The sequence below is a fragment of the Amycolatopsis sp. CA-211722 genome, assembly GCF_056828465.1.
Genome location: NZ_CP184752.1, coordinates 2,726,929 through 2,745,480, shown reverse-complemented (window position 1 = coordinate 2,745,480; position 18,552 = coordinate 2,726,929). Strand labels below are relative to the sequence as shown.

Sequence of the window (18,552 nt, the reverse complement as noted above, 5' to 3'; positions counted from 1 at the left end):
TCAGCGCTGGGAACCTCTCCGACGTTACCCGCGGCGACGGAACTCACCCGCGCCACTCACGGGGATAGACGCACGAGGGTGGCGTGGGGTTGTTCACCCTCCCGCGTTTCGTCCTCTAAATGCGATCTTTGCGCGTGCAAGTACCGCATTTAGAGGACGAAACGCGGGAGGTGGCTAAAGCGAGCAGTTGATCAACAGGGGTTCCGGATGCAGCGAAACGCCGAAGCGAGCTTCGACGCCATCGCGCACTTCGCGCGCCAGAGCGAGTAGGTCCTCTGTCGACGCCTTACCGCGGTTCGTGAGCGCGAGCGTGTGCTTCGTCGACAGCGAGACCCGGCCACCGGGCCCTTCGTGCCCCTTCGCGAACCCGGCCCGCTCGATCAGCCACGCGGCCGACAGCTTCGTGCCGCCGGGCGCCGGGTACTGCGGAACACGCACGTCCTCGCCGACGACCTCCACGATTCCCGCCAGCACCTTCGCCAGCCGCGCCTCCCCGATGATCGGGTTGGTGAAGAACGAGCCCGCGCTCCACGTGTCGTGGTCGTCAGCGTCCAGGACCATGCCCTTGCCGCGACGCAACCCGAGGACGGCTTCGCGTGCTTCGGCCGCCGAGACCCGGTCTCCGATCTCGACGCCGAGCGTGCGAGCGAGTTCGGCGTAGCGGATCGGGGCGGAGAGGCCGTCTTCGGTGACCTTGAAACGCACTGTGAGCACGACGCCCGCATCCGTCCCCTTCAGGATCGATGTGCGGTAGCCGAAGCCCAGCTCTTCGGCGCTCAACGTGCGGATTTCGCGGGTGGCGCGGTCGTAGAGATCGACCGAGACCAGGGACTCGGCCACCTCGCAGCCGTACGCGCCGACGTTCTGGATCGGCGTCGCGCCGACCGAACCGGGAATCCCGGACAGGCATTCGAGCCCGCCGACGCCCTTCGCGACCAGATCCTCGACGAAACCGTCCCAGTTCTCCCCCGCCGCGACCTCGACGAGATCCCCGTCACGTGTCCAGCCGGTGGTGCCGACCTTCAGCACCGTGCCGTCGAAGCCGTCGTCGGCGACGACGAGGTTCGAGCCACCGCCGAGCAGCAGCACGGGCTCACCGGCGTCGTCGGCTTCGCGGACCGCGTCGACCAGGGCCTGCACGGTCGTGGCCTCGGCATAACGCCGTGCCGGACCGCCGAGGCGCAACGTGGTGTGGTCGGCGAGGGTGGGAGTTTCGGCAGTGCTCACGCCCGTGAACGGTACTGTCTGGCGCCATGGCCTCCCGTATCGAGCACCGATCGACGTTCTCCGCAGACCTCGCGACCACGTTCGACGCGGTCGCCGGCGAGGCGGCGCTGCGGGCGAGGCTGGAGCAGATCGGCGGCGACGAGGCGGAGCTCCTGGAGTACGCCCCGGCCGGCGACGGCGTGCGCTACAAGCTGCGCCAGGGCATCAGCTCGGACAAGCTCCCCTCGGCCGTGCGGACGCTGCACCGGGGCGATCTGATCGTCGAACGAGAGCAGAGCTGGACGGCGGCCGGTGACGGCTACACCGGCAGCGCGACGGCGTCGGTCTCGGGCGTGCCGGGCGAGATCACCGCGAAGACGTCGCTGACCGGCGAAGGCGAGCGGACGACGCTGGTCAACAGCGGCACGGTCAAGGTGCGGATCCCGTTCGTCGGCGGGAAGCTGGAAGGCGTGATCGCCGAACAGGTCACCAAGCTGCTGGAGCGCGAGGCCGAATTCGTCGCGAAGTGGCTGGCCGAGCGCTGAAACCGGTCGGGGCACCGACACGGGGCACGACCAATCCCAACCGGCTCCGCCGCGTCGACCGATGGCTCGCGAGCGATCCTGGCGTGACCGCGCTGCTGCATCGCGCGGACGAACCGCTCGTGGTGGACCTCGGCTACGGCGCCTCACCGGTGACCACGGTCGAGATGGCGCGCCGGCTGCGCACGGTCCGGCGCGACGTCCGGGTGCTGGGCCTGGAGCTGGACGCCGAACGGGTCGCCGTCGCGCAAAGCGCCGTCGACCGGCCGTGGCTGGACTTCCGGCGCGGCGGTTTCGAGCTCGCCGGGACGCGGCCGGTGCTGGTGCGCGCGTTCAACGTGCTTCGCCAGTACGACGAAGCCGAGGTCCCGGGCGCCTGGTCGCTGATGCTGGACGCGATGGCGCCGGGCGGGCTGCTCGTCGAAGGCACCTGCGACGAGATCGGGCGGCTGAGCACCTGGGTCGCGGTCGGCTCCGGCGGGCCACGCAGCCTGACCCTGTCCGTCCATCTCGCCAGCCTGGAGCGTCCGTCCACTGTGGCCGAACGGCTGCCCAAGATCCTCATCCACCGCAACGTTCCCGGCGAACGAGTTCACGAACTACTGTCCCTTTTGGACACCTGCTGGGCGACGGCGGCGCCGCACCAGAACTTCGGCGTCCGTGCCCGCTGGGCGCACGCCGTCCACCTGCTCACCGCCCGGGGCTGGCCGGTGCTGAACCGGCCGTCACGGTGGCGGATCGGTGAACTCACCGTGCCGTGGTCGTCGGTGGCTCCCGACTAGGAATTCACCGGTCGAACCCCGCTCCGTCACCCCAATGCGACCTGCGGTGATCACCATGGAACCGTGGAACTGCTGGAGTACGTCACCGGGCTGCTCGAGGGCACGCTCGGATCGCCCTGGCTGTGGGTGATCGTGTTCCTCGTGTCCGGCTTGGACGCGCTCCTGCCGTTCATGCCGAGCGAGACCACCGTCATCACCGTCGCCGTCCTGATCGGCACGGACTTCCCCCAGCTGGCACTGCTCGCGCTGGTCGCCGCGCTCGGGGCCTGGCTGGGCGACTGCCTGAGCTACACCGTCGGCGCGGCCGCGGGCCCGCGAGCGCTCGCCCGCCTGCAGCGCGGACCGGACGGCGTCCGGCGCTACGAATGGGCGAAGATCCAGGTGCGGCGCAACGCCGTCCTGCTGATCCTCGCCGCCCGCTACCTGCCTGGAGGCCGGGTCGCGAGCGGGCTCGCCAATGGCAGTCTCGGCTACCCGCCGCGCAAGTTCGTCCCGCTCGACGCCCTCGGCGCGAGTATTTGGGCGGTGTACAGCGTCCTCATCGGTCTCGTCGGCGGAGCGGCCTTCGCGGACGAGCCGGAGAAGGGCCTACTGCTGTCCTTCGCGCTCGGCCTGCTGCTGGTCGCGGCGATCGAGGTCGGCCGGCGGGTCCGCGTCCGGATACTGACCCGGCGCCGCGCGGCGGCCGAGACCAGCGACAATGGGGTCCGTGTCGAACCCTGAACGTCGCTATGTGATCTCCTTCGGCTGCCCGGACCGCACGGGCATCATCGCCCGTATCTCGGGTTTCCTCGCCGAACACGGCGGGTGGATCGTCGAAGCGGCGTACCACACGGACCCCGACACCGGCTGGTTCTTCACCCGCCAGGTCGTCCGCGCCGACTCGCTCCCGTTCGACGCGGCCGAGCTGCGCGCGCGCTTCGCCGAGGTCGCGGAGTCGCTTTCGGCCGAGTCGAGCTGGCAGGTCAGCGACAGCGGTGAGCGGCGTCGCGCGGTGATCCTCGTCTCCAAGGCCGGGCACTGCCTCTACGACCTCCTCGGCCGGGTCGCCTCCGGCGAACTGGACGTCGACGTCGCCGCCGTCATCGGCAACCATGCTTCGCTGGGCGACATCACCCGCGCCCACGGCATCCCGTTCCACCACGTGCCGTTCCCCGCCGGTGACGCCGCCACCAAGGCGTCCGCCTTCGCCGAGGTGCGGAAACTCGTCGACGAGCACGACCCGCACGCGGTCGTCCTCGCCCGGTTCATGCAGGTCCTGCCGCCGGAGCTGTGCGAGGCGTGGGCCGGGCGGGCGCTCAACATCCACCACAGCTTCCTGCCGTCGTTCGTCGGCGCGCGGCCGTACCACCAGGCTCACGCGCGCGGGGTGAAACTCATCGGCGCGACCTGCCACTACGTCACCGCGGACCTCGACGCCGGCCCGATCGTCGACCAGGACGTCATCCGGGTCGATCACGGCGACTCCGTCGAGGACATGGTCCGCAAGGGCCGCGACATCGAGAAGGTGACGCTGGCGCGCGGGCTCCGGTGGCATCTGGAGGGGCGCGTGCTGGTGCACGGGAACCGGACTGTCGTGTTCTAGTGGTTCACTGTCGCTATGGGGACCTCAGAGATCAAGGCGATCGAGACGCTCGAAGCGCTGCGTGAGCACCTCGGCCACCCGGCCGAGCGCACCAAGGGGAAGATCATCCCCTTCCTCGACCAGCACGCGCGCACGCTGATCGAACACTCGCCGTTCTACCTGCTGGCGACGGCGTCGTCGGACGGAACCTGTGACGTGTCCCCGCGGGGCGACCCGGCCGGTTCGGTGAAGGTGCTCGACGACAGGACGCTGGTGCTGGCGGACCGCCCGGGCAACAAGCTGCTCGACAGCCAGACCAACATCCTCGAAAACCCGCACGCCGGGCTGCTGTTCCTGATCCCGGGGATGAACGAGACACTGCGGATCAACGGCCGCGCGAAACTGGTCGCGGACGCGCCGTTCTTCGACGACCTCGTGGTCAAGGGGAAGCGGCCCGCGCTGGCGATCCTGGTCGAGGTCGAAGAGCTGTACATGCACTGCGCCAAGGCTTTCCTGCGCTCGTCGCTGTGGAAGCCGGAAACCTGGCCGGAGCGGTCCAGCCTGCCGACGGCGGGCCAGATCTTCCGTGACCAGATGAAGCTGGACATGTCGGCGGAGGCACTCGATGCCGCGCTGACCGAAGGCGCGCTCACGACGCAGTACTGAGCCCAGATGTCATGAAAGGGTCGTTCAGGACGAAAAATGTCCTGAACGACCCTTTCATGACATCCAGCGTGGGGGCAGGGTCAGACGCGAACCAGCATCTTGCCGGTGTTCGCCCCGCCCAACAGGTCCAGGAAGGCCTGCGGCGCGTTGCGGATACCGTCCACAATGGTCTCCGAGTACTTCAGCCGCCCGGAGGCGACCAGCGGAGCGACCTCCTGCACGAACTGCGGCTGAAGCGCGTAGTGGTCGCCGACCAGCATGCCGCGCATGGTGAACCGCTTCGCGATGATCGACGCGAGATTGCGCGGCGCCGCGGCGGGCTCGGTGTTGTTGTAGACCGAGATCATCCCGCAGATCGCCATCCGGCCGTGCAGGTTGATCGAGTCGATCGCGGCTTCGAGGTGCTCGCCGCCGACGTTGTCGAAGTACACGTCGATACCTTCGGGCGCCGCCGCGCGCAGCTGCTCGACGACCGGGGCGTCCTTGTAGTTGAACGCCGCGTCGAAGCCCAGTTCGTCGGTCAGCCACTTGACCTTTTCGTCCGTGCCCGCGCTGCCGATGACCCGCTTCGCGCCCTTCAGCTTCGCGAGCTGGCCGACGACGGACCCGACGGCGCCCGCCGCCCCGGACACGAAGACGGTGTCGCCCTCCTTGAACTCCGCGACCTCGAGAAGTCCGGCGTACGCGGTGAGCCCGGTCATACCGAGGACGCCGAGGTACGCGGTGACCGGCGCGGCTTCGGGGTCGACCTTGACCGCGTGCTTCGCGGCGACGACGGCGTGCGAACGCCAGCCGAGGCCGTGCAGCACGATGTCACCGGGCTTGAAATCGTCCACGGTGGACTCGAGCACTTCACCGACGGCGCCGCCGTGCATGACCTTGCCGACCTCGTACGGTTCGGCGTAGGACTTCGCGCTGCTCATCCGGCCGCGCATGTACGGGTCCACGCTCAGCACCTGGTTGCGGACCAGGATCTGCCCTTCGCCCGGCACCGGGATCTCGACGTCGGCGATCTCGAAATTCTCCAGCGTCGGGACACCGTGCGGACGGGAGGCGAGCCGGATCTCGGTTGCGTTCACGAGGTAACTCCAAGTCTGTTGCCGAAGCGGGGCGATCGCCCCGTATTCACGCCGGGTACAACGAGCGAACCGGGGCGGCCATTCCGGTTGTGGCGAGGACTACACGACCTCGGCGAGTTTGCCGAGCACTCCCTCGTAGATCCGCTTGAGGCCACCTGGCGCGAAGGTCTTCTCGAAGAAGCCGCCGATACCGCCCGCGCCGTCCCAGGTGGTCTCGATGCGGACGACGCTGCCGTCCGGCACCTCGCGGACGGTCCAGGTGGTGACCATGCTGGAGTTCGCGTCGGTCTCGACGAGGGTGCCTTCGGACGGCTCGGTCACCGTCGCGGCGACGTCACGCACTCGCTTCGACGTGGCCTGCAGCTTCCAGCGCGCCTTCGTGCCCGCGCCGACCCCGCCTTCGGTCACCTCGTAGTCGCGGTAGTGCTCGGTGAGCAGCTTCGGCCGGGTTTCGGCGTAGTCCGCGACGAGCGCCCTGACCTTGTCCGCCGGCGCCTCGATGGTGCGCTCCGCGATGGCCGTGACCTTTCCCATCCCACTCCCTTTCACCCGTGGTGCAACGACAGCGTCCACGATTCCACCGCCGTCCGCAGCCGGCGCGGGCGGCCCCTCTCGCGCGAGTACGTGAAGGCCCCCTTCACTGCGTCTAGCGCAATGAAGGGGGCCTTCACGTACTTCAGCCCTAGATGAGGGACTTCTCCTTCAGCCAGTCCTTCGCGACGTCGGCCGGCTTCTCGCCGTCCGAGTCGACGCGCTTGTTCAGCTCACGCAGCTGCACGGTGTCGAGGGCCTTGCTCACGGCGTTGACGGCGGCCGCGAAGTCGGCGCCGCGTTCGTCGAGGACCTTCTTGTTCACCGCGGGCACGACGTTCTCGGTCGGCACGATGCCGAGGTCGTCCTCCAGCGCCACGAACTGCGGGTCGCCGACGAGCGGGCTCACCGAGTCGACCGGGATGACGGTGACCTTGCCGGACCGCAGCTGCTCGACGCGCGGCCCCGCCTCCTGCACGGTCTGGAACGTGGCCTTCAGCTTGTAGACGTCGGTGAAGCCCTTGAAGCAGGGAAGCCGCTTCTCGCACTCCGGCCCGCCCGCGACGACGACGTTGTCGACCTTGGACAGGTCGCTGATCTTCGCGAGGCCCTTCTCCTTGGCGAGGTCGGCCTTCACGATGTAGGTGTTCTTGTCCTCGGCGGGCGAGTAGTCCAGGAGACCGATGCCGTCGGGCTCGAACAGCTTCTTGAGCTGCTCGTGCTCGCCGGCCGCGTCCTTCGCGGCCTCCTTGCCGAAGCCGGTGGTGATGGCGGCGCCCTGATATTCCGGGATGAACTGGAGTTCGCCGGATTTCAGCGCCGGGTAGATCAGCTCGCGCGAACCGAGGTTCAGCTTGCGGGTGATCGGATATCCCTTGGCCTCCAACGCGTTCGCGTACAGCTCGGCGAGGATCAGGCTGTCGGTGAAGTTGAAGGAGGCGACCACGATCGGCGCCCCGCCCTTGCTCTGCGCGGCCGGGGCCGCCGCGTCGTCTCCGCCCCCACAGGCGGTCATACCGAGGATGGCGGCGGCGAGCACCGCGCCCACTCGAACATTCCGTGTCCAGCGCACGTGCACACTCCTATGACTCGTTCAGAGGAATGAACCGTATCCCCGGGTCACGACAGAATCCACATTTTGAGAGTTGCACCCCTTGCGCTCCCAGAGAACGGAATCCGACGCCCCGAACGGGGTAAGGTCGGCCGGTGCGAGCATCCTCCGTGTTCCCCGTTCCCGCCCAGGGCGGACGGCCGCTCTTCGAGTGGCGGTGGGTGGACCGCAACCTCGACGAGATCTTCGAGCGGCTCGGCGAGCACATCACGCTGACCGCGGCGGCGCTCGCCATCGGGCTGGTGGTGTCGATCGGTGTTTCCGTGGTCTCACTGCGTCGCCGGTGGTTCTACGTCATCGCGCTGAGCACCGCGGGTTCGCTGTACGTCATCCCGAGCCTCGGCGCCTTCGCCGTCCTGGTGCCCTTCACCGGCCTGACGTCCTTCACCACAGCGGTGATCCCGTTGGCGACATACACGTTGCTGATCCTCATCCGCAACATCGTCACCGGCGTCGAACAGGTGCCCAAGGAAGTCCGCGAAGCCGCGATAGGCATGGGTTTCACCCGTTCGCGGTTGCTGTGGCAGGTCGAACTCCCCCTCGCGCTGCCGGTGGTGATCGCGGGTCTGCGGGTCGCCGCGGTGACCACGATCGGGCTCGTGACGGTGACCTCCATGCTCGGCAAGGGCGGTCTCGGGTACTTCATCCGCAACGGGATCCAGACCGCGACGCCGAATCCGACGTCGATCATCGTCGGCGTCGGGCTTTCCGTGGTGCTGGCCGTGGTGGTGGATCTGCTGCTGTGGCTCGGTGGGCGCGCGCTCGCGCCGTGGTCGCGGAAGGCGGCGTCGCGATGAGCATCATCGACCAGACCATCGAGTGGTTCGGCGAGCCGAACCGCTGGAGCTGGACCGATCCGGCGGGTGTGCCGTACCGGACGGTCGAGCATCTCCAGTTCTCCTTGCTGGCGCTGGCGATTTCGGCCGTGCTGACGATCCCGCCCGCGTTGTGGCTGGCGCACTACCGCCGCGCGCAGTTCCTCGCGACCAGCGCGGTGAACATCGGCCGCGCGATCCCCAGCTTCGGGCTGGTGATCCTGTTCTGGTTCCTGGCTTCCCGGCTCGAAGCCGACACGACCTTCTGGCCGTTGATGCTCGCGCTGGTGGCCTTGGCGCTGCCGCCGTTGTTCACCAACACCTACGCGGGCGTCATCCAGCTGGAGCAGGAAACCGTCGACGCCGCGCGCGGCACCGGCCACCGCGAGTGGCAGATCATGCTGCGCCTGGAGTTGCCGCTCGCGTCACCGGTCATCCTCGCGGGTGCACGTGTCGCGTTCCTGCAACTGGTGGCGACGGTCGCGATCGGCGCGATCGTCAACGACGGCGGCGGGCTCGGACGGTACATTGTGGACGGTTTCGCGCTCGGCGATCCCGGCCACGGCGAGATCCTGGCGGGCGGTATCGCGGTCGTCGTGCTGGCGTTGGTGTGCGAAGGGGTTTTCGCGCTCGTCACGCGTTGGGTGACCCCTCGCGGGCTGGCGATCCAGTCCCGCGCGGAAACCCGTTCCTGAGCGCCGAAACCAAAGCCGTCACCTCCGGCCCCAAGGCCCGATCCTCCTCGACGGGCGGTACCAGCTCCCGCAGCCGCTCGTAGGTCGCGCGCAGCTTCGGCGCCCCGTCCCCGGACGCCAGCCACCGCGCCTGCGAACCCGTGATCAGCTCGCAGGCCGTGATGGCGAACATCCGCGCACAGGCGTCACGGAGCTGGTTCCCCGCCGCCCACGCGAAGGCCTGCACGTCCTCCTGCCCGCCGGATGTGTCGACGGAACCCAAGGTCGCGGGCGTGGCCAGCCGCCGCAGCGCGTGCAGCTCCCCCACCGCGCGTTTGTGCAACGGGATCAGCCCCGCTTGCGGCCCAGGGTCCACCGCGAGCTGCGCGGGCAGGCCACTGAACCGCTCGTCGAGCAACCGGTGCGTCCGCTGCACGCTCACTTCGCCCAGATGCACCAGCGCCGCCGTCACCGCGTCCATCCGCAGCCCGAGTTCGACGGCGTGGAACCCGGTCGTGGACACGAATTCGCCGTCGAGGAACACCGGCGAATCGGTCGGCATCGAGCGCCCGAGCACCTCGTCCAGTTCGGCGGAGACCCGCGTCAGATGAGCGAGCGCGCGCGGGGCCACCCGCACGGAAACGGGCGCCTGCACGACCGGCCGTTCGACGGCACCTCGGATCAGACCGTTCATTTCGCGCAGGACCGAGCGCAGCACCTGATCGTCTCCGGCCAGCGTGGGGCGATAAATCCCTTGCGGCGCACCGAGAACGTCGATCGCGATCGCGGCGGCGAGTGTCTGGAGGTCCGCCACCTGCCGGACCTCGGCCCGCGCGAAGGCGGCGAGCGTCTCCGCCAGTGGCGAACCCTGAATGAGCGTCGCGGCCTCCTTGAGGCCCGGCTCGTACGGTTCCGCCAGCACCTCCGCCGCCGGGGTCTCGACGCCGTCCACCAGCACGGTCCCGACGCCGAGGAAGGTCTGGAAGGCATGCGCCAGCGGGATGATCTCGCCGGCGCTGCCCAGTCCCGTCCGCGGCACGGCGGGCGTGAACCCCTCGTTCAGCCGGTCGACGAAGAACGTCACCAGCTCCGGGCTCGCGCCCGCCTCCGGCGCGAGCAGATCCCGCAGGCGCACCAGCAGCAGCCAGCGCACCTCTTCGGCCGAGAGCCAAGGCGGGCCGCCGACGGCCCGGCCGATCAGCAGGTTCCGCTGGTGCGCGCTCGACGCGGGCGCGGCGAGGCCCGCGAGCCGCCCCATCCCGGTGTTCACGCCGTAGACGGGGCGCTCGTCCAGCGCGGCGAGGACCCTGGCGCGATTCTCGCCGAGCCTCGCCAGCAACGCGGGATCGATTTCGAGGACCTCTGCCTCGAAGGCCGAGGCGAGCGGAAAGTCCTTTGTGGACAGCCTCACTCGACGGGGCGCGCGAGCCCGTCGATCACCTCGGCACCCGGCAGGGACGCGAGGACGGAGCCCGGGATCAGCAGCTTGCCGCCGCGGATACCGCTGCCGATGACCAGCTCGGGTTCGTCGGCGACGCGCTGGTCGATCAGGATCGGCCACTCCGCGGGCAGGCCGACCGGCGTGATGCCGCCGTACTCCATTCCGGTGAGCGAGACGGCCTCGTCCATCGGGGCGAAGGACGCCTTGCGGACGTCGAGACGGCGTTTGATCACGCCGTTCACGTCGGCGCGGGTGGTGGCGAGGATCATCGCCGCGGCGAAGCGGACCTCACCGGCGCGTTTGCCGGCGACGACGACGCAGTTCGCGGACGCGGAAAGCGGGGAGCCGTACGCCTCGCAGAAGGCGGCGGTGTCGGCCAGCTCGGCGTCGATCTCGACGACGCCGACGGCGTCCGGATCGGGCAGGGCGGCGAGCGCCTTCGCGACGGGCTCGGCGAGCAGATCCGTGCGGGTGAGGGCGGGGACGACGGTGAGGCTTCCGGCGATGGTCCAGTCAGTCACACCGCCCACCCTAATCACCAGTTACGGCCGCCGCGCTGCACCTCGATGAGCTTGGGGCGGACGTCCACGAGGTAGACCAGGACCGCGACCAGCGCGGGCAGCCACAGGATCATGCCGCCGCCGTAGAACTGGAAGAACGTCAGCACCACGGTGGACCCACCGGTGATGAGCATCCAGATGGGTTTGGTCTTCCGATCGGCGGCCGAATACGCGTCCGCGCGCTGCAACAGCGCATGCACGAAAGCGAACAGCCCCGTCAGCGCGCCGCCCCAATGGATGGCGACGAGGATCCAGGTGGCAACGAACACGAACTCAGCTTACGTCAAACCGGGCGAATGACCCGGGCCCCCGGCACCGAAGGCGGCGCCGGGGGCCCGGAGTTCACGCGGACCTTACTTCTCGGTGGTCTTCGGCGCGGTGGCCGGCTTCTTGGCGGCCGGGCCGGCGGTGGTGCGGCGCGCGGTGGCCGTGGTCTTCGGCGCGGTCTTGTTGGCGACCTTGCGCGAAGCCGAGCGGGTCTCGTGCGCGAGGTCGTCGCCGATCTCCTCGACCTCGTCGGCGATCTCGCCGGCGACCTCGGTCACCTTGCGGGCGGTCTTCTCGCCGACGGAGCGGGTGCCCTTGGTGACCTTGCCGAGCACGGTGTCGATGCGCTCACGGGCGTCGGTGGTCGCACCCTCGACGCGGTCCTGCGCGGTGCTGATCGCGTCTTCGAGCTGCTCGATGGCCTTCTTGACCTGCGGCTGCGCGGCGATCTTGTCCCACGCCTGCTCGCCGGACTCGGCCAGCTTGTTGTACAGCTTCAGCGCGGCTTCGGTGTACTCGTCGATGACCTTGCGCAGCTCGGCCGGGTCCAGCTTCTCGCGGAGACCCTCGACGTCGTGCGGGAGCTCCTCGATGTTCTTGCGGGCGCTCTCGCTGCCCTCGACGACCTTCTCCTTGGCCTTGGCCACGGCGTCGACGACGGCCTGGCCGGCCAGGTTGCCGGCGCCCAGCGCGGCCAGCAGCGGCGTGCGGACCTGGTCGAGGGCGGTGTGCTTGCGGTCGTTCTTCGTGGCGGTGGTCATGCTGACTCCTTGGATTCGGCGGCTTGTTCTGGGGTCGGCGCCGCCGGCTCTGGCTTCGCGGCGGCGTTCTCTCGGCGGAACGATTCGTAGACGTCGAGCAGGACCTGCTTCTGCCGCTCGGTCAGCTCGGCGTCGGCGCGGATCGCGTCGCCGACCGGGCCGCCCGTGGGCAGATCGAGGATTCCCGCTTGCACGTAGAGCGCCTCGGCCGAGATGCGCAGGCCCTTGGCGATCTGCTGCAGGATCTCCGCGCTGGGCTTGCGGACCCCGCGCTCGATCTGGCTCAGGTACGGATTGGACACGCCGGCGAGTTTCGACAGCTGCCGCAAGGAGATCTTCGCGTTGCTGCGCTGCTGGCGGATGTACTCGCCGATGTCGGAAGCGATGTCCGCGACCTTCTCCATCGGCCCACCCGATGCGGGCTGATCCCGGTCGATGTCTGCCATCGGTCACCTCCTCGCGACGTCTTCAACGCTACGCCCGGGTGCTAGCAATTGCAAGCACTCTGCTTGCAACCATCGGGTGTGGTGGTGCTCACCCCGCTACCGTGGAGGGATGTCGAACGCGACGCGGCTGCGGCGGCGCCTCGTCGAGCATCTGCTCGCCGAGGGCGTGCTGCACGACGCGCGCTGGATGACCGCGTTCCGCTCCGTACCGAGGCACGTCTTCCTGCCGCGGTTCTTCGTCCCGGCGGCGAACGGCTGGGCCGCGGTCGAAAGCGGCGACGACGAGTGGCTCCGGCGGGTGTACTCCCCCGATGTGCTGGTCGTCCAGCTCGACGACGACTCCGGGCTCTGGGAACGGGCGCGCTATCTCGGCGCCCAGCCCGGAACGCCGACGAGTTCGTCCAGCCAGCCGTCGATCATGGCGATCATGCTCGAAGAGCTCCGGGTCGCCGACGGGCATCGCGTACTGGAGATCGGCACGGGCACCGGCTACAACACCGCCCTGCTGTGCCATCGGCTCGGTTCCGGGCTCGTGTACACAGTGGACATAGACCCGGAGCTGGTCGGCGCCGCGCGAGAACGGCTCTCGGAGATCGGATACGCGCCCTCGTGCGCGGCGGCCGACGGCGCCGAGGGCTTCCCGGCAGGCGTGCTCTACGACCGGGTCCTGTGCACCTGCTCGGTTTCGTCGATCCCGCCCGCGTGGCTGGAGCAGACGATCCCGGGCGGGCTGATCGTCACCACGCTGAACCGGCCGATCGGCGGCGGGCTGGTCCGGATCGTCGCGGGCGAAGGCGCGACGGGACGCGGGCGGGTGCTGGCCCGCGACGGACGCTTCATGCCGCTGCGCGCGCACCGCTTCAAGCCGTCGAAGGCGCTCGAAGGCGACGTCTCCTGGCGGCCGACCAAGCTGCCGATGGGAGTGATCACCGAAGTCCGCAGCCGCTTCGAGTTCTTCGCCGGGCTCCACCTCCCCGGCGTGACGGCCGCGCGGGCAGGGCAGAGCACGACGCTGGTTCATCCGGACGGCTCATGGATGCGGCATCGGCAGCGGGGCGGCGGGTTCGAGGTGGCCGAAGGGGGCCCACGTCGGCTGTGGGAGATCGTCGAGGCGGCGCACGAAGACTGGCTCGGCCTCGGTGAGCCGGGGCGGGACCGGTTCGGGCTCAGCCTCGACGGCGAAGACCAGGTGATCTGGCTGGATTCACCCGACGGCCGCGCTTGGCCGTTGCGTCCCTGAAAGCAGGCGTCGCACCCACTTCTCGACGTGATCGACGGCGTCGTCCACCGGGAGGTGGGTGGTGTCGAACAACTCGACCGGCGGATCCATCGAGGGCGCTTCGGCCTGCAGCCACTCGTTGAACTCCAGCATCTCCTCGACCCGCTCCTCGTCCCACTCACGCCAGGCGGGGCGCGCGAGCAAACGCTTGCGCAGCGCTTCGGGCTCGCTGACGAGCGCCAGGTAGTGGATGTCGGAGAAGAAGACGCGCTCGGGCAAGCGCTCGAACTCGGGCGGCGCGACGGTGCCGCAGAGCACGACCGGCCGCCCGTTCTGATGCAGCATCGCCGCCATCCGCAGCCAGGTCGAGCGGAACGCGGGATGCCCGGGGACGTCGTCCCGCAACGCCCCGGTCCACAACACGTCCTGCTCGACCACGAGCGCGAGATCGCCGAGGCGTTCCGCGAGCCGCGGCCCGACCGTCGACTTGCCGGCGCCGCTCGGCCCGGTCAGCGCGAAGAGCGGGAGACGCCGGAACGGCCACTGGTGCGCGCACACCGCGCACACCAGCAGCCCGTTCTCGGTTCGTGGCCGTTCGGCGCGATCACCGCAGGCCGGGCAGATCTTGAGATCGAGGACCACGGTCAGTCGAAGAGGCCTTCGAGGAAGCCGCCCTTACGACGCTTGTGGCCGTAACCGTGCGGCGAGTCCGCGTAGCCGCCGCGGTGTCCCCTGGGCGAGTCGGCGTAACCGCCTCGGTAGCCCTTCGGCGAGTCCGCGTAGCCGCCACGATGCGGACGCGGGGAGTCCGGCCGTCCGTAGTGCGGGGCCGGCGCGTGTCCACCTCCCTGGTACGGGGGCGGCTGGTGCCCGCCGTAGTACGAGTTCTCGGCACCGGCGATGGCTTCCAGCTCACCCCGGTCCAGGAAGATGCCGCGGCACCCCTGGCACTGGTCGATGTGGATGCCGTTCTTGTCGACGGTCTTCATGGCGTTCTGGCACTTCGGACAAATCACGTATCAGAGATTACGCATTTTTCCCGGCCGAGGTCAGCAGGCACACAGACAAAACGGGTGCCCGACCGGATCCGCGTAGACGCGGAAGGTCTCCGGCGAGTCGTCGAGCAGCTTCGCGCCGATCTTCAGCGCGCGCTCATGCGCGGCTTCCATGTCGGTGACGTCGAGGTCGACGTGGGCCTGCTGCGGGTTCTCGGCGGACGGCCAGGCGGGCGGCCGGTAGTCGGGCACGCGCTGGAACGAGAACCGCGCGCCGCCCTCCGGGTTCCGCAGCGTGACCCAATGGCCGTCTTCGGCGACCTCGGCCGCCTTCCAGTCGAGCAGCTCGCGGTAGAACTCCGCCAGCGCGACCGGGTCCAGGCAGTCGAGGGCCACCGCGCCGAAGGTCGGTACCGCACCCATGGTTCAGCCTCCAGAATGATCGAGTAACCAGTGAAGCGAGTATGAAGGTTATCGAGGCCGATGACAACCGGTCTCGCCCGTACACTGGGCGAGGTGAACACCGACGCGTCCCTGGTGGTCGAGTTTCTGAACACGGTGAACGTCGAACGCGGCACCGACCTCTTGGACGATCTGGAGTCCTGGCAACACTGGGCCCGGGATCATCGGCTTCGCGCGGATACCCCGGCGGTCGCGCGCGAAACCCGGGACGCGCTGCGGGCCGCGATCGGCGACCCCCGGCTGCCCCGGCTCGGCCTGCGCGCACCGGCGGAGATCGTCCTCGGCCCGGAAGGTCCGCTGCTGGTCTCGGAAACGGTCTGCGAGGCGGTGATGGCGGCGTCGACCCGGCTGACCGTGCTCGGCGAATGGATCCGGCTCAAGATCTGCCCGGCGGACGACTGTCTTTGGGCGTTCTACGACGAATCGCGCAACCGGTCGAGGACGTGGTGCTCGATGCGGGCCTGCGGGAACCGGGAGAAGGCTCGGGCCTGGCGGGCGCGGACGGCGGACGTCTCGACCTGAGCCCGCGGTGTGTGCTGAAAGCGTCCTTCACCGCGTGAGATGCGGCGAAGGACGCTTTCGTCGCGTGGCATGCGGCGATGGGCCCTTTCAGCCCACGGCGACGTCGCGAAAGCCCCAGGCGGAGGCAGGACGGAGCTTCGGGGTCACCCACAGAGAGGGTTGCGAAAGCCACTTTCGCAACCCTCAGCGTTGCGAAAGTGACTTTCGCAACCCCCGGCGCCGCCCCAACCCCGGGGAAACCGAGGCACCCGAACGACCACAACTTCTGGTGTCACCCACCCCCGAGTTACCCCCAGGGGTTGTGCACACCGTTAGGCCAAAAACGTGAAAAGCTGTGGATAACCCTGGGGATGACTCCACTTCCTGTGGACAACTCCCGGTGAGGCCTCCGGAGTGTGGTATACGCGCGGCCACTCAGAAGAGCAGCTGCGCGACCGTGTAGATGACCAGCCCGGCGAGCGCGCCGACCACCGTGCCGTTGATCCGGATGAACTGCAGATCCCGGCCGACCTGGAGCTCGATCTTGCGCGAGGTCTCCTCGGCGTCCCAGCGCTCCACGGTGTCGGTGATGATCGTGGTGATCTCCTTGGAGTAGTGCGTGACCACGTAGGCCGCCGCACCCTCCACCCAGGTGTCCACTTTGGACCGGATGTGGTCGTCGGAGACCAGCCGCTCGCCAAGGGTTTCAAGGCCCGTGCGCACGCGGCGCCGCAGCTCGCTCGACGGGTCCTCGGCGGCGTTGAGCAGCATCTCCTTCGCCGTCGCCCACGCCGAGCCGATCAGCTTCTGCACCTCGTCGTGCCCCAGCATCTGGGATTTGACCTGCTCGGCGCGCGCCATCACCTCGGGGTCGGTCTGCAGGTCCTGGGCGAACTCGCCGAGGAACTTGTCCAGCGCCAGCCGCATGGGGTGGTTGACGTCGGTCTTCACCGCCCAGACGAACGACAGCACCTCGCCGTAGACCTTGTCCGCGAGCATCTCGTCGACGAATTTCGGCGACCAGCTCGGCGCCCGGTCCGAGACCACGCGCAGCATCGTCGTGTGGTTGTCCCGCACCCATTCGTAGGCACGGTCGCACATCAGGTCCACCAGCTTGTGGTGCGCGCCGTCGGCGAACACGCCTTCGAGGATCTTGCCGAGCGGCGGCCCCCACGGCTTGTCCACGATCCGCTTGACCACGGCCTGTTCCATGATCGCCTGGACGTCTTCGTCGCGGAGCACCTTGACCGCCGCCCGCACGACGGTGGCCAGCTCCGACGTCACCCGCTCCGCGTTGGCGGGCTGCGCGAGCCAGCCGCCGAGCCGCTTCGAAACCTCGACCCGGCTCAGCTTCTCGCGGACCACGGTCTCGGAAAGGAAGTTCGAGCCGACGAAGTCACCGAGGCTGCTGCCCAGCGCGTCCTTCTTGTTCGGGATGATCGCGGTGTGCGGGATCTTGATCCGCAGCGGATGCCGGAACAGCGCCGTCACGGCGAACCAGTCGGCGAGCGCGCCGACCATCCCGGCTTCGGCGGCGGCGCGGACGTAGCCGACCCAGGCGGGCCAGCCGGCGGCTTCGGCCCAGCTGGTCAGCAGGAAGATCACCGTCGCGCCGAGCAGGAACGACAGCGCGACCATCTTCATCTTGCGCAGGCCGCGGCGCTTCTCCTCCTCGGCGGCGGTTCCACCGGGCGGATCGGCTGGGGTCACCTTGGCGGGCGTCAGTTGCTCCACACCGCCATTGTCCGTGAGGATGGCTGATCGTGCGCGAACCTGTCCTCGTACCCCGCCTCCAGCCCTTCACGTCGACCATCTTCGCGGAGATGACGGCACTCGCCGTCCGCCACGAAGCCGTCAACCTCGGCCAGGGTTTCCCCGACACCGACGGACCGGCCGGAATGCTCGACGCCGCCAAGAACGCGCTGTTCGGGGGTGCGAACCAGTACCCGCCGGGCCCTGGGCGTCCCGAGCTGCGCGCGGCGATCGCGCGGCACCGGCTCCGCTACGGCGTCGAGTACGACCGGGACACCGAGATCCTGGTCACCGCCGGCGCCACCGAGGCCATCGCGGCGTCGCTGATCGCGCTGACCCAGGCGGGCGACGAGGTGATCGTCATCGAGCCGTACTACGACTCGTACGCGGCCGCGGTCGCCATGGCGGGCGCGGAGCGGCGGGTCGTCGGCCTGGTGGAACGCGACGGCCGGTTCGCGCTGGACGTCGAGGGCCTGCGCGCCGCGGTGACCGGCCGGACCAGGGCGATCCTGATCAACTCGCCGCACAACCCAACGGGCACGGTGTTCACACGCGCCGAGCTGGAAGCCGTCGCCGCGCTCTGCGTGGACCACGATCTGATCGCGATCACCGACGAGGTGTACGAGCACCTCGTCTTCGACGACGCCGAGCATCTGCCGCTGGCGACCTTTCCCGGCATGCGCGACCGGACCGTGTCGATCTCCAGCGCGGGCAAGACGTTCAACTGCACCGGCTGGAAGATCGGCTGGGTCTGCGCGAGCCCCGAGCTGGTCGCTGCGGTGAAGGCGGCGAAGCAGTTCATCACGTTCGTCTCGGGCGGTCCGTTCCAGCCCGCCGTCGCCCACGCGCTGGATCACGAACTGCCGTGGGCGGAGGACCTGCGCACGAGTCTTCAGGGCAAACGGGACCGGCTCGCCGCGGGTCTCGCGGAGGCCGGGTTCGCGGTCCGGCCGACCGCCGGGACGTACTTCGTCTGCGTCGACGTCCGGCCGCTCGGTTTCGAGGACGCCGCGGAACTGGCCTGGGAGCTCCCCGAACGGGTGGGGGTGGCGGCCGTGCCCGTAAAGGTGTTCACCGATCACCCGGAAGAGTGGAAACACCTCCTGCGTTTCGCGTTCTGCAAACGCAACGAGGTCATCGACGAAGCGGTCACCCGATTGCGCAAACTGGGGTGACTC

At 69.1% G+C, this 18,552-nt stretch carries 23 protein-coding genes; 10 read left to right on the top strand and 13 right to left on the bottom strand.

All coding sequences use genetic code 11. The features are described 5' to 3' along the window. Positions 1-174: 174 nt before the first annotated feature. Positions 175-1,227: a UDP-N-acetylmuramate dehydrogenase gene (locus ACOCEP_RS13515; protein WP_482337535.1), complete on the bottom strand. Its 1,053-nt coding sequence runs from the start codon at positions 1,225-1,227 to the stop codon at positions 175-177. Positions 1,228-1,253: 26 nt separating this feature from the next. Here ACOCEP_RS13515 and ACOCEP_RS13510 point away from each other — a divergent pair, with 26 nt between their 5' ends. The 5 genes from ACOCEP_RS13510 to ACOCEP_RS13490 all read left to right on the top strand — a co-directional run bounded on the left by ACOCEP_RS13510 (position 1,254) and on the right by ACOCEP_RS13490 (position 4,760). Next, entirely contained in the window at positions 1,254-1,751 is a 498-nt protein-coding gene (locus ACOCEP_RS13510) for a DUF2505 domain-containing protein (protein ID WP_482337534.1), read from the top strand. Further along, positions 1,733-2,530, top strand: coding sequence for a class I SAM-dependent methyltransferase (locus ACOCEP_RS13505; RefSeq protein ID WP_482337532.1), 798 nt, complete (start codon positions 1,733-1,735; stop codon positions 2,528-2,530). The genes ACOCEP_RS13510 and ACOCEP_RS13505 overlap by 19 nt, the downstream gene beginning before the upstream one ends. 63 nt (positions 2,531-2,593) lie before the next feature. After that, a complete protein-coding gene (locus ACOCEP_RS13500; protein ID WP_482337531.1) occupies positions 2,594-3,253 on the top strand; it encodes a DedA family protein in 660 nt (219 codons plus the stop codon). Next, positions 3,231-4,115 (top strand): formyltetrahydrofolate deformylase, encoded by an 885-nt coding sequence (gene purU / locus ACOCEP_RS13495; RefSeq protein ID WP_482337530.1) that lies wholly within the window; start codon positions 3,231-3,233, stop codon positions 4,113-4,115. Before ACOCEP_RS13500 ends, purU begins: the two co-directional genes overlap by 23 nt. Positions 4,116-4,130: 15 nt before the next feature. Further along, positions 4,131-4,760, top strand: coding sequence for a pyridoxamine 5'-phosphate oxidase family protein (locus ACOCEP_RS13490; protein ID WP_482337529.1), 630 nt, complete (start codon positions 4,131-4,133; stop codon positions 4,758-4,760). Positions 4,761-4,840: 80 nt separating this feature from the next. On the opposite strand, the gene ACOCEP_RS13485 is transcribed toward ACOCEP_RS13490, so the two are convergent. The 3 genes from ACOCEP_RS13485 to ACOCEP_RS13475 all read right to left on the bottom strand — a co-directional run bounded on the left by ACOCEP_RS13485 (position 4,841) and on the right by ACOCEP_RS13475 (position 7,442). After that, the gene (locus tag ACOCEP_RS13485; RefSeq protein WP_482337528.1) at positions 4,841-5,839 is read right to left on the bottom strand and encodes an NADP-dependent oxidoreductase; all 999 of its coding nucleotides are present in this window, start codon (positions 5,837-5,839) and stop codon (positions 4,841-4,843) included. A gap of 99 nt (positions 5,840-5,938) precedes the next feature. After that, positions 5,939-6,373 (bottom strand): SRPBCC family protein, encoded by a 435-nt coding sequence (locus ACOCEP_RS13480; RefSeq protein ID WP_034310528.1) that lies wholly within the window; start codon positions 6,371-6,373, stop codon positions 5,939-5,941. A gap of 148 nt (positions 6,374-6,521) precedes the next feature. Continuing rightward, positions 6,522-7,442: an ABC transporter substrate-binding protein gene (locus ACOCEP_RS13475; RefSeq protein WP_482337526.1), complete on the bottom strand. Its 921-nt coding sequence runs from the start codon at positions 7,440-7,442 to the stop codon at positions 6,522-6,524. A gap of 149 nt (positions 7,443-7,591) precedes the next feature. Here ACOCEP_RS13475 and ACOCEP_RS13470 point away from each other — a divergent pair, with 149 nt between their 5' ends. Next, the gene (locus ACOCEP_RS13470) at positions 7,592-8,278 is read left to right on the top strand and encodes an ABC transporter permease (RefSeq protein ID WP_073846211.1); all 687 of its coding nucleotides are present in this window, start codon (positions 7,592-7,594) and stop codon (positions 8,276-8,278) included. After that, positions 8,275-8,991, top strand: coding sequence for an ABC transporter permease (locus tag ACOCEP_RS13465; protein WP_482337525.1), 717 nt, complete (start codon positions 8,275-8,277; stop codon positions 8,989-8,991). The genes ACOCEP_RS13470 and ACOCEP_RS13465 overlap by 4 nt, the downstream gene beginning before the upstream one ends. Here the strand turns inward: ACOCEP_RS13465 and ACOCEP_RS13460 are convergent. The 5 genes from ACOCEP_RS13460 to ACOCEP_RS13440 all read right to left on the bottom strand — a co-directional run bounded on the left by ACOCEP_RS13460 (position 8,930) and on the right by ACOCEP_RS13440 (position 12,403). Beyond that, positions 8,930-10,381, bottom strand: coding sequence for an aromatic amino acid lyase (locus ACOCEP_RS13460; RefSeq protein WP_482337524.1), 1,452 nt, complete (start codon positions 10,379-10,381; stop codon positions 8,930-8,932). The genes ACOCEP_RS13465 and ACOCEP_RS13460 overlap by 62 nt on opposite strands. Continuing rightward, a complete protein-coding gene (locus ACOCEP_RS13455) occupies positions 10,378-10,932 on the bottom strand; it encodes a YbaK/EbsC family protein (RefSeq protein WP_350572961.1) in 555 nt (184 codons plus the stop codon). The genes ACOCEP_RS13460 and ACOCEP_RS13455 overlap by 4 nt, the downstream gene beginning before the upstream one ends. A 14-nt stretch (positions 10,933-10,946) precedes the next feature. Then, the gene (locus ACOCEP_RS13450) at positions 10,947-11,240 is read right to left on the bottom strand and encodes a DUF2516 family protein (RefSeq protein ID WP_482337523.1); all 294 of its coding nucleotides are present in this window, start codon (positions 11,238-11,240) and stop codon (positions 10,947-10,949) included. 84 nt (positions 11,241-11,324) lie between these two features. Continuing rightward, entirely contained in the window at positions 11,325-11,999 is a 675-nt protein-coding gene (locus tag ACOCEP_RS13445; protein WP_482337522.1) for a hypothetical protein, read from the bottom strand. Further along, complete coding sequence (locus tag ACOCEP_RS13440; protein WP_482339708.1) at positions 11,996-12,403, bottom strand: helix-turn-helix domain-containing protein; 408 nt, start codon at positions 12,401-12,403, stop codon at positions 11,996-11,998. The genes ACOCEP_RS13445 and ACOCEP_RS13440 overlap by 4 nt, the downstream gene beginning before the upstream one ends. 151 nt (positions 12,404-12,554) lie before the next feature. Between ACOCEP_RS13440 and ACOCEP_RS13435 the strand changes: the two genes are divergently transcribed. Beyond that, complete coding sequence (locus ACOCEP_RS13435; protein ID WP_482337521.1) at positions 12,555-13,685, top strand: methyltransferase domain-containing protein; 1,131 nt, start codon at positions 12,555-12,557, stop codon at positions 13,683-13,685. On the opposite strand, the gene ACOCEP_RS13430 is transcribed toward ACOCEP_RS13435, so the two are convergent. The 3 genes from ACOCEP_RS13430 to ACOCEP_RS13420 are packed head-to-tail and all read right to left on the bottom strand — an operon-like array spanning position 13,650 to position 15,082. Further along, positions 13,650-14,306: a P-loop nucleotide/nucleoside kinase family protein gene (locus ACOCEP_RS13430; protein ID WP_482337520.1), complete on the bottom strand. Its 657-nt coding sequence runs from the start codon at positions 14,304-14,306 to the stop codon at positions 13,650-13,652. The genes ACOCEP_RS13435 and ACOCEP_RS13430 overlap by 36 nt on opposite strands. A gap of 2 nt (positions 14,307-14,308) precedes the next feature. After that, entirely contained in the window at positions 14,309-14,680 is a 372-nt protein-coding gene (locus ACOCEP_RS13425; protein WP_482337519.1) for a TFIIB-type zinc ribbon-containing protein, read from the bottom strand. Between the two features lie 33 nt (positions 14,681-14,713). Then, complete coding sequence (locus ACOCEP_RS13420; protein ID WP_482337518.1) at positions 14,714-15,082, bottom strand: VOC family protein; 369 nt, start codon at positions 15,080-15,082, stop codon at positions 14,714-14,716. 93 nt (positions 15,083-15,175) lie between these two features. Here ACOCEP_RS13420 and ACOCEP_RS13415 point away from each other — a divergent pair, with 93 nt between their 5' ends. Further along, entirely contained in the window at positions 15,176-15,643 is a 468-nt protein-coding gene (locus ACOCEP_RS13415; protein WP_482337517.1) for a CGNR zinc finger domain-containing protein, read from the top strand. Between the two features lie 414 nt (positions 15,644-16,057). Here the strand turns inward: ACOCEP_RS13415 and ACOCEP_RS13410 are convergent, their stop codons facing one another. Beyond that, on the bottom strand, positions 16,058-17,356 hold the full coding sequence (locus ACOCEP_RS13410; RefSeq protein ID WP_482337516.1) for a DUF445 domain-containing protein: 1,299 nt from the start codon (positions 17,354-17,356) through the stop codon (positions 16,058-16,060). Positions 17,357-17,385: 29 nt separating this feature from the next. Here ACOCEP_RS13410 and ACOCEP_RS13405 point away from each other — a divergent pair, with 29 nt between their 5' ends. Continuing rightward, positions 17,386-18,549, top strand: coding sequence for a pyridoxal phosphate-dependent aminotransferase (locus tag ACOCEP_RS13405; RefSeq protein WP_482337515.1), 1,164 nt, complete (start codon positions 17,386-17,388; stop codon positions 18,547-18,549). Positions 18,550-18,552 lie beyond the last annotated feature (3 nt).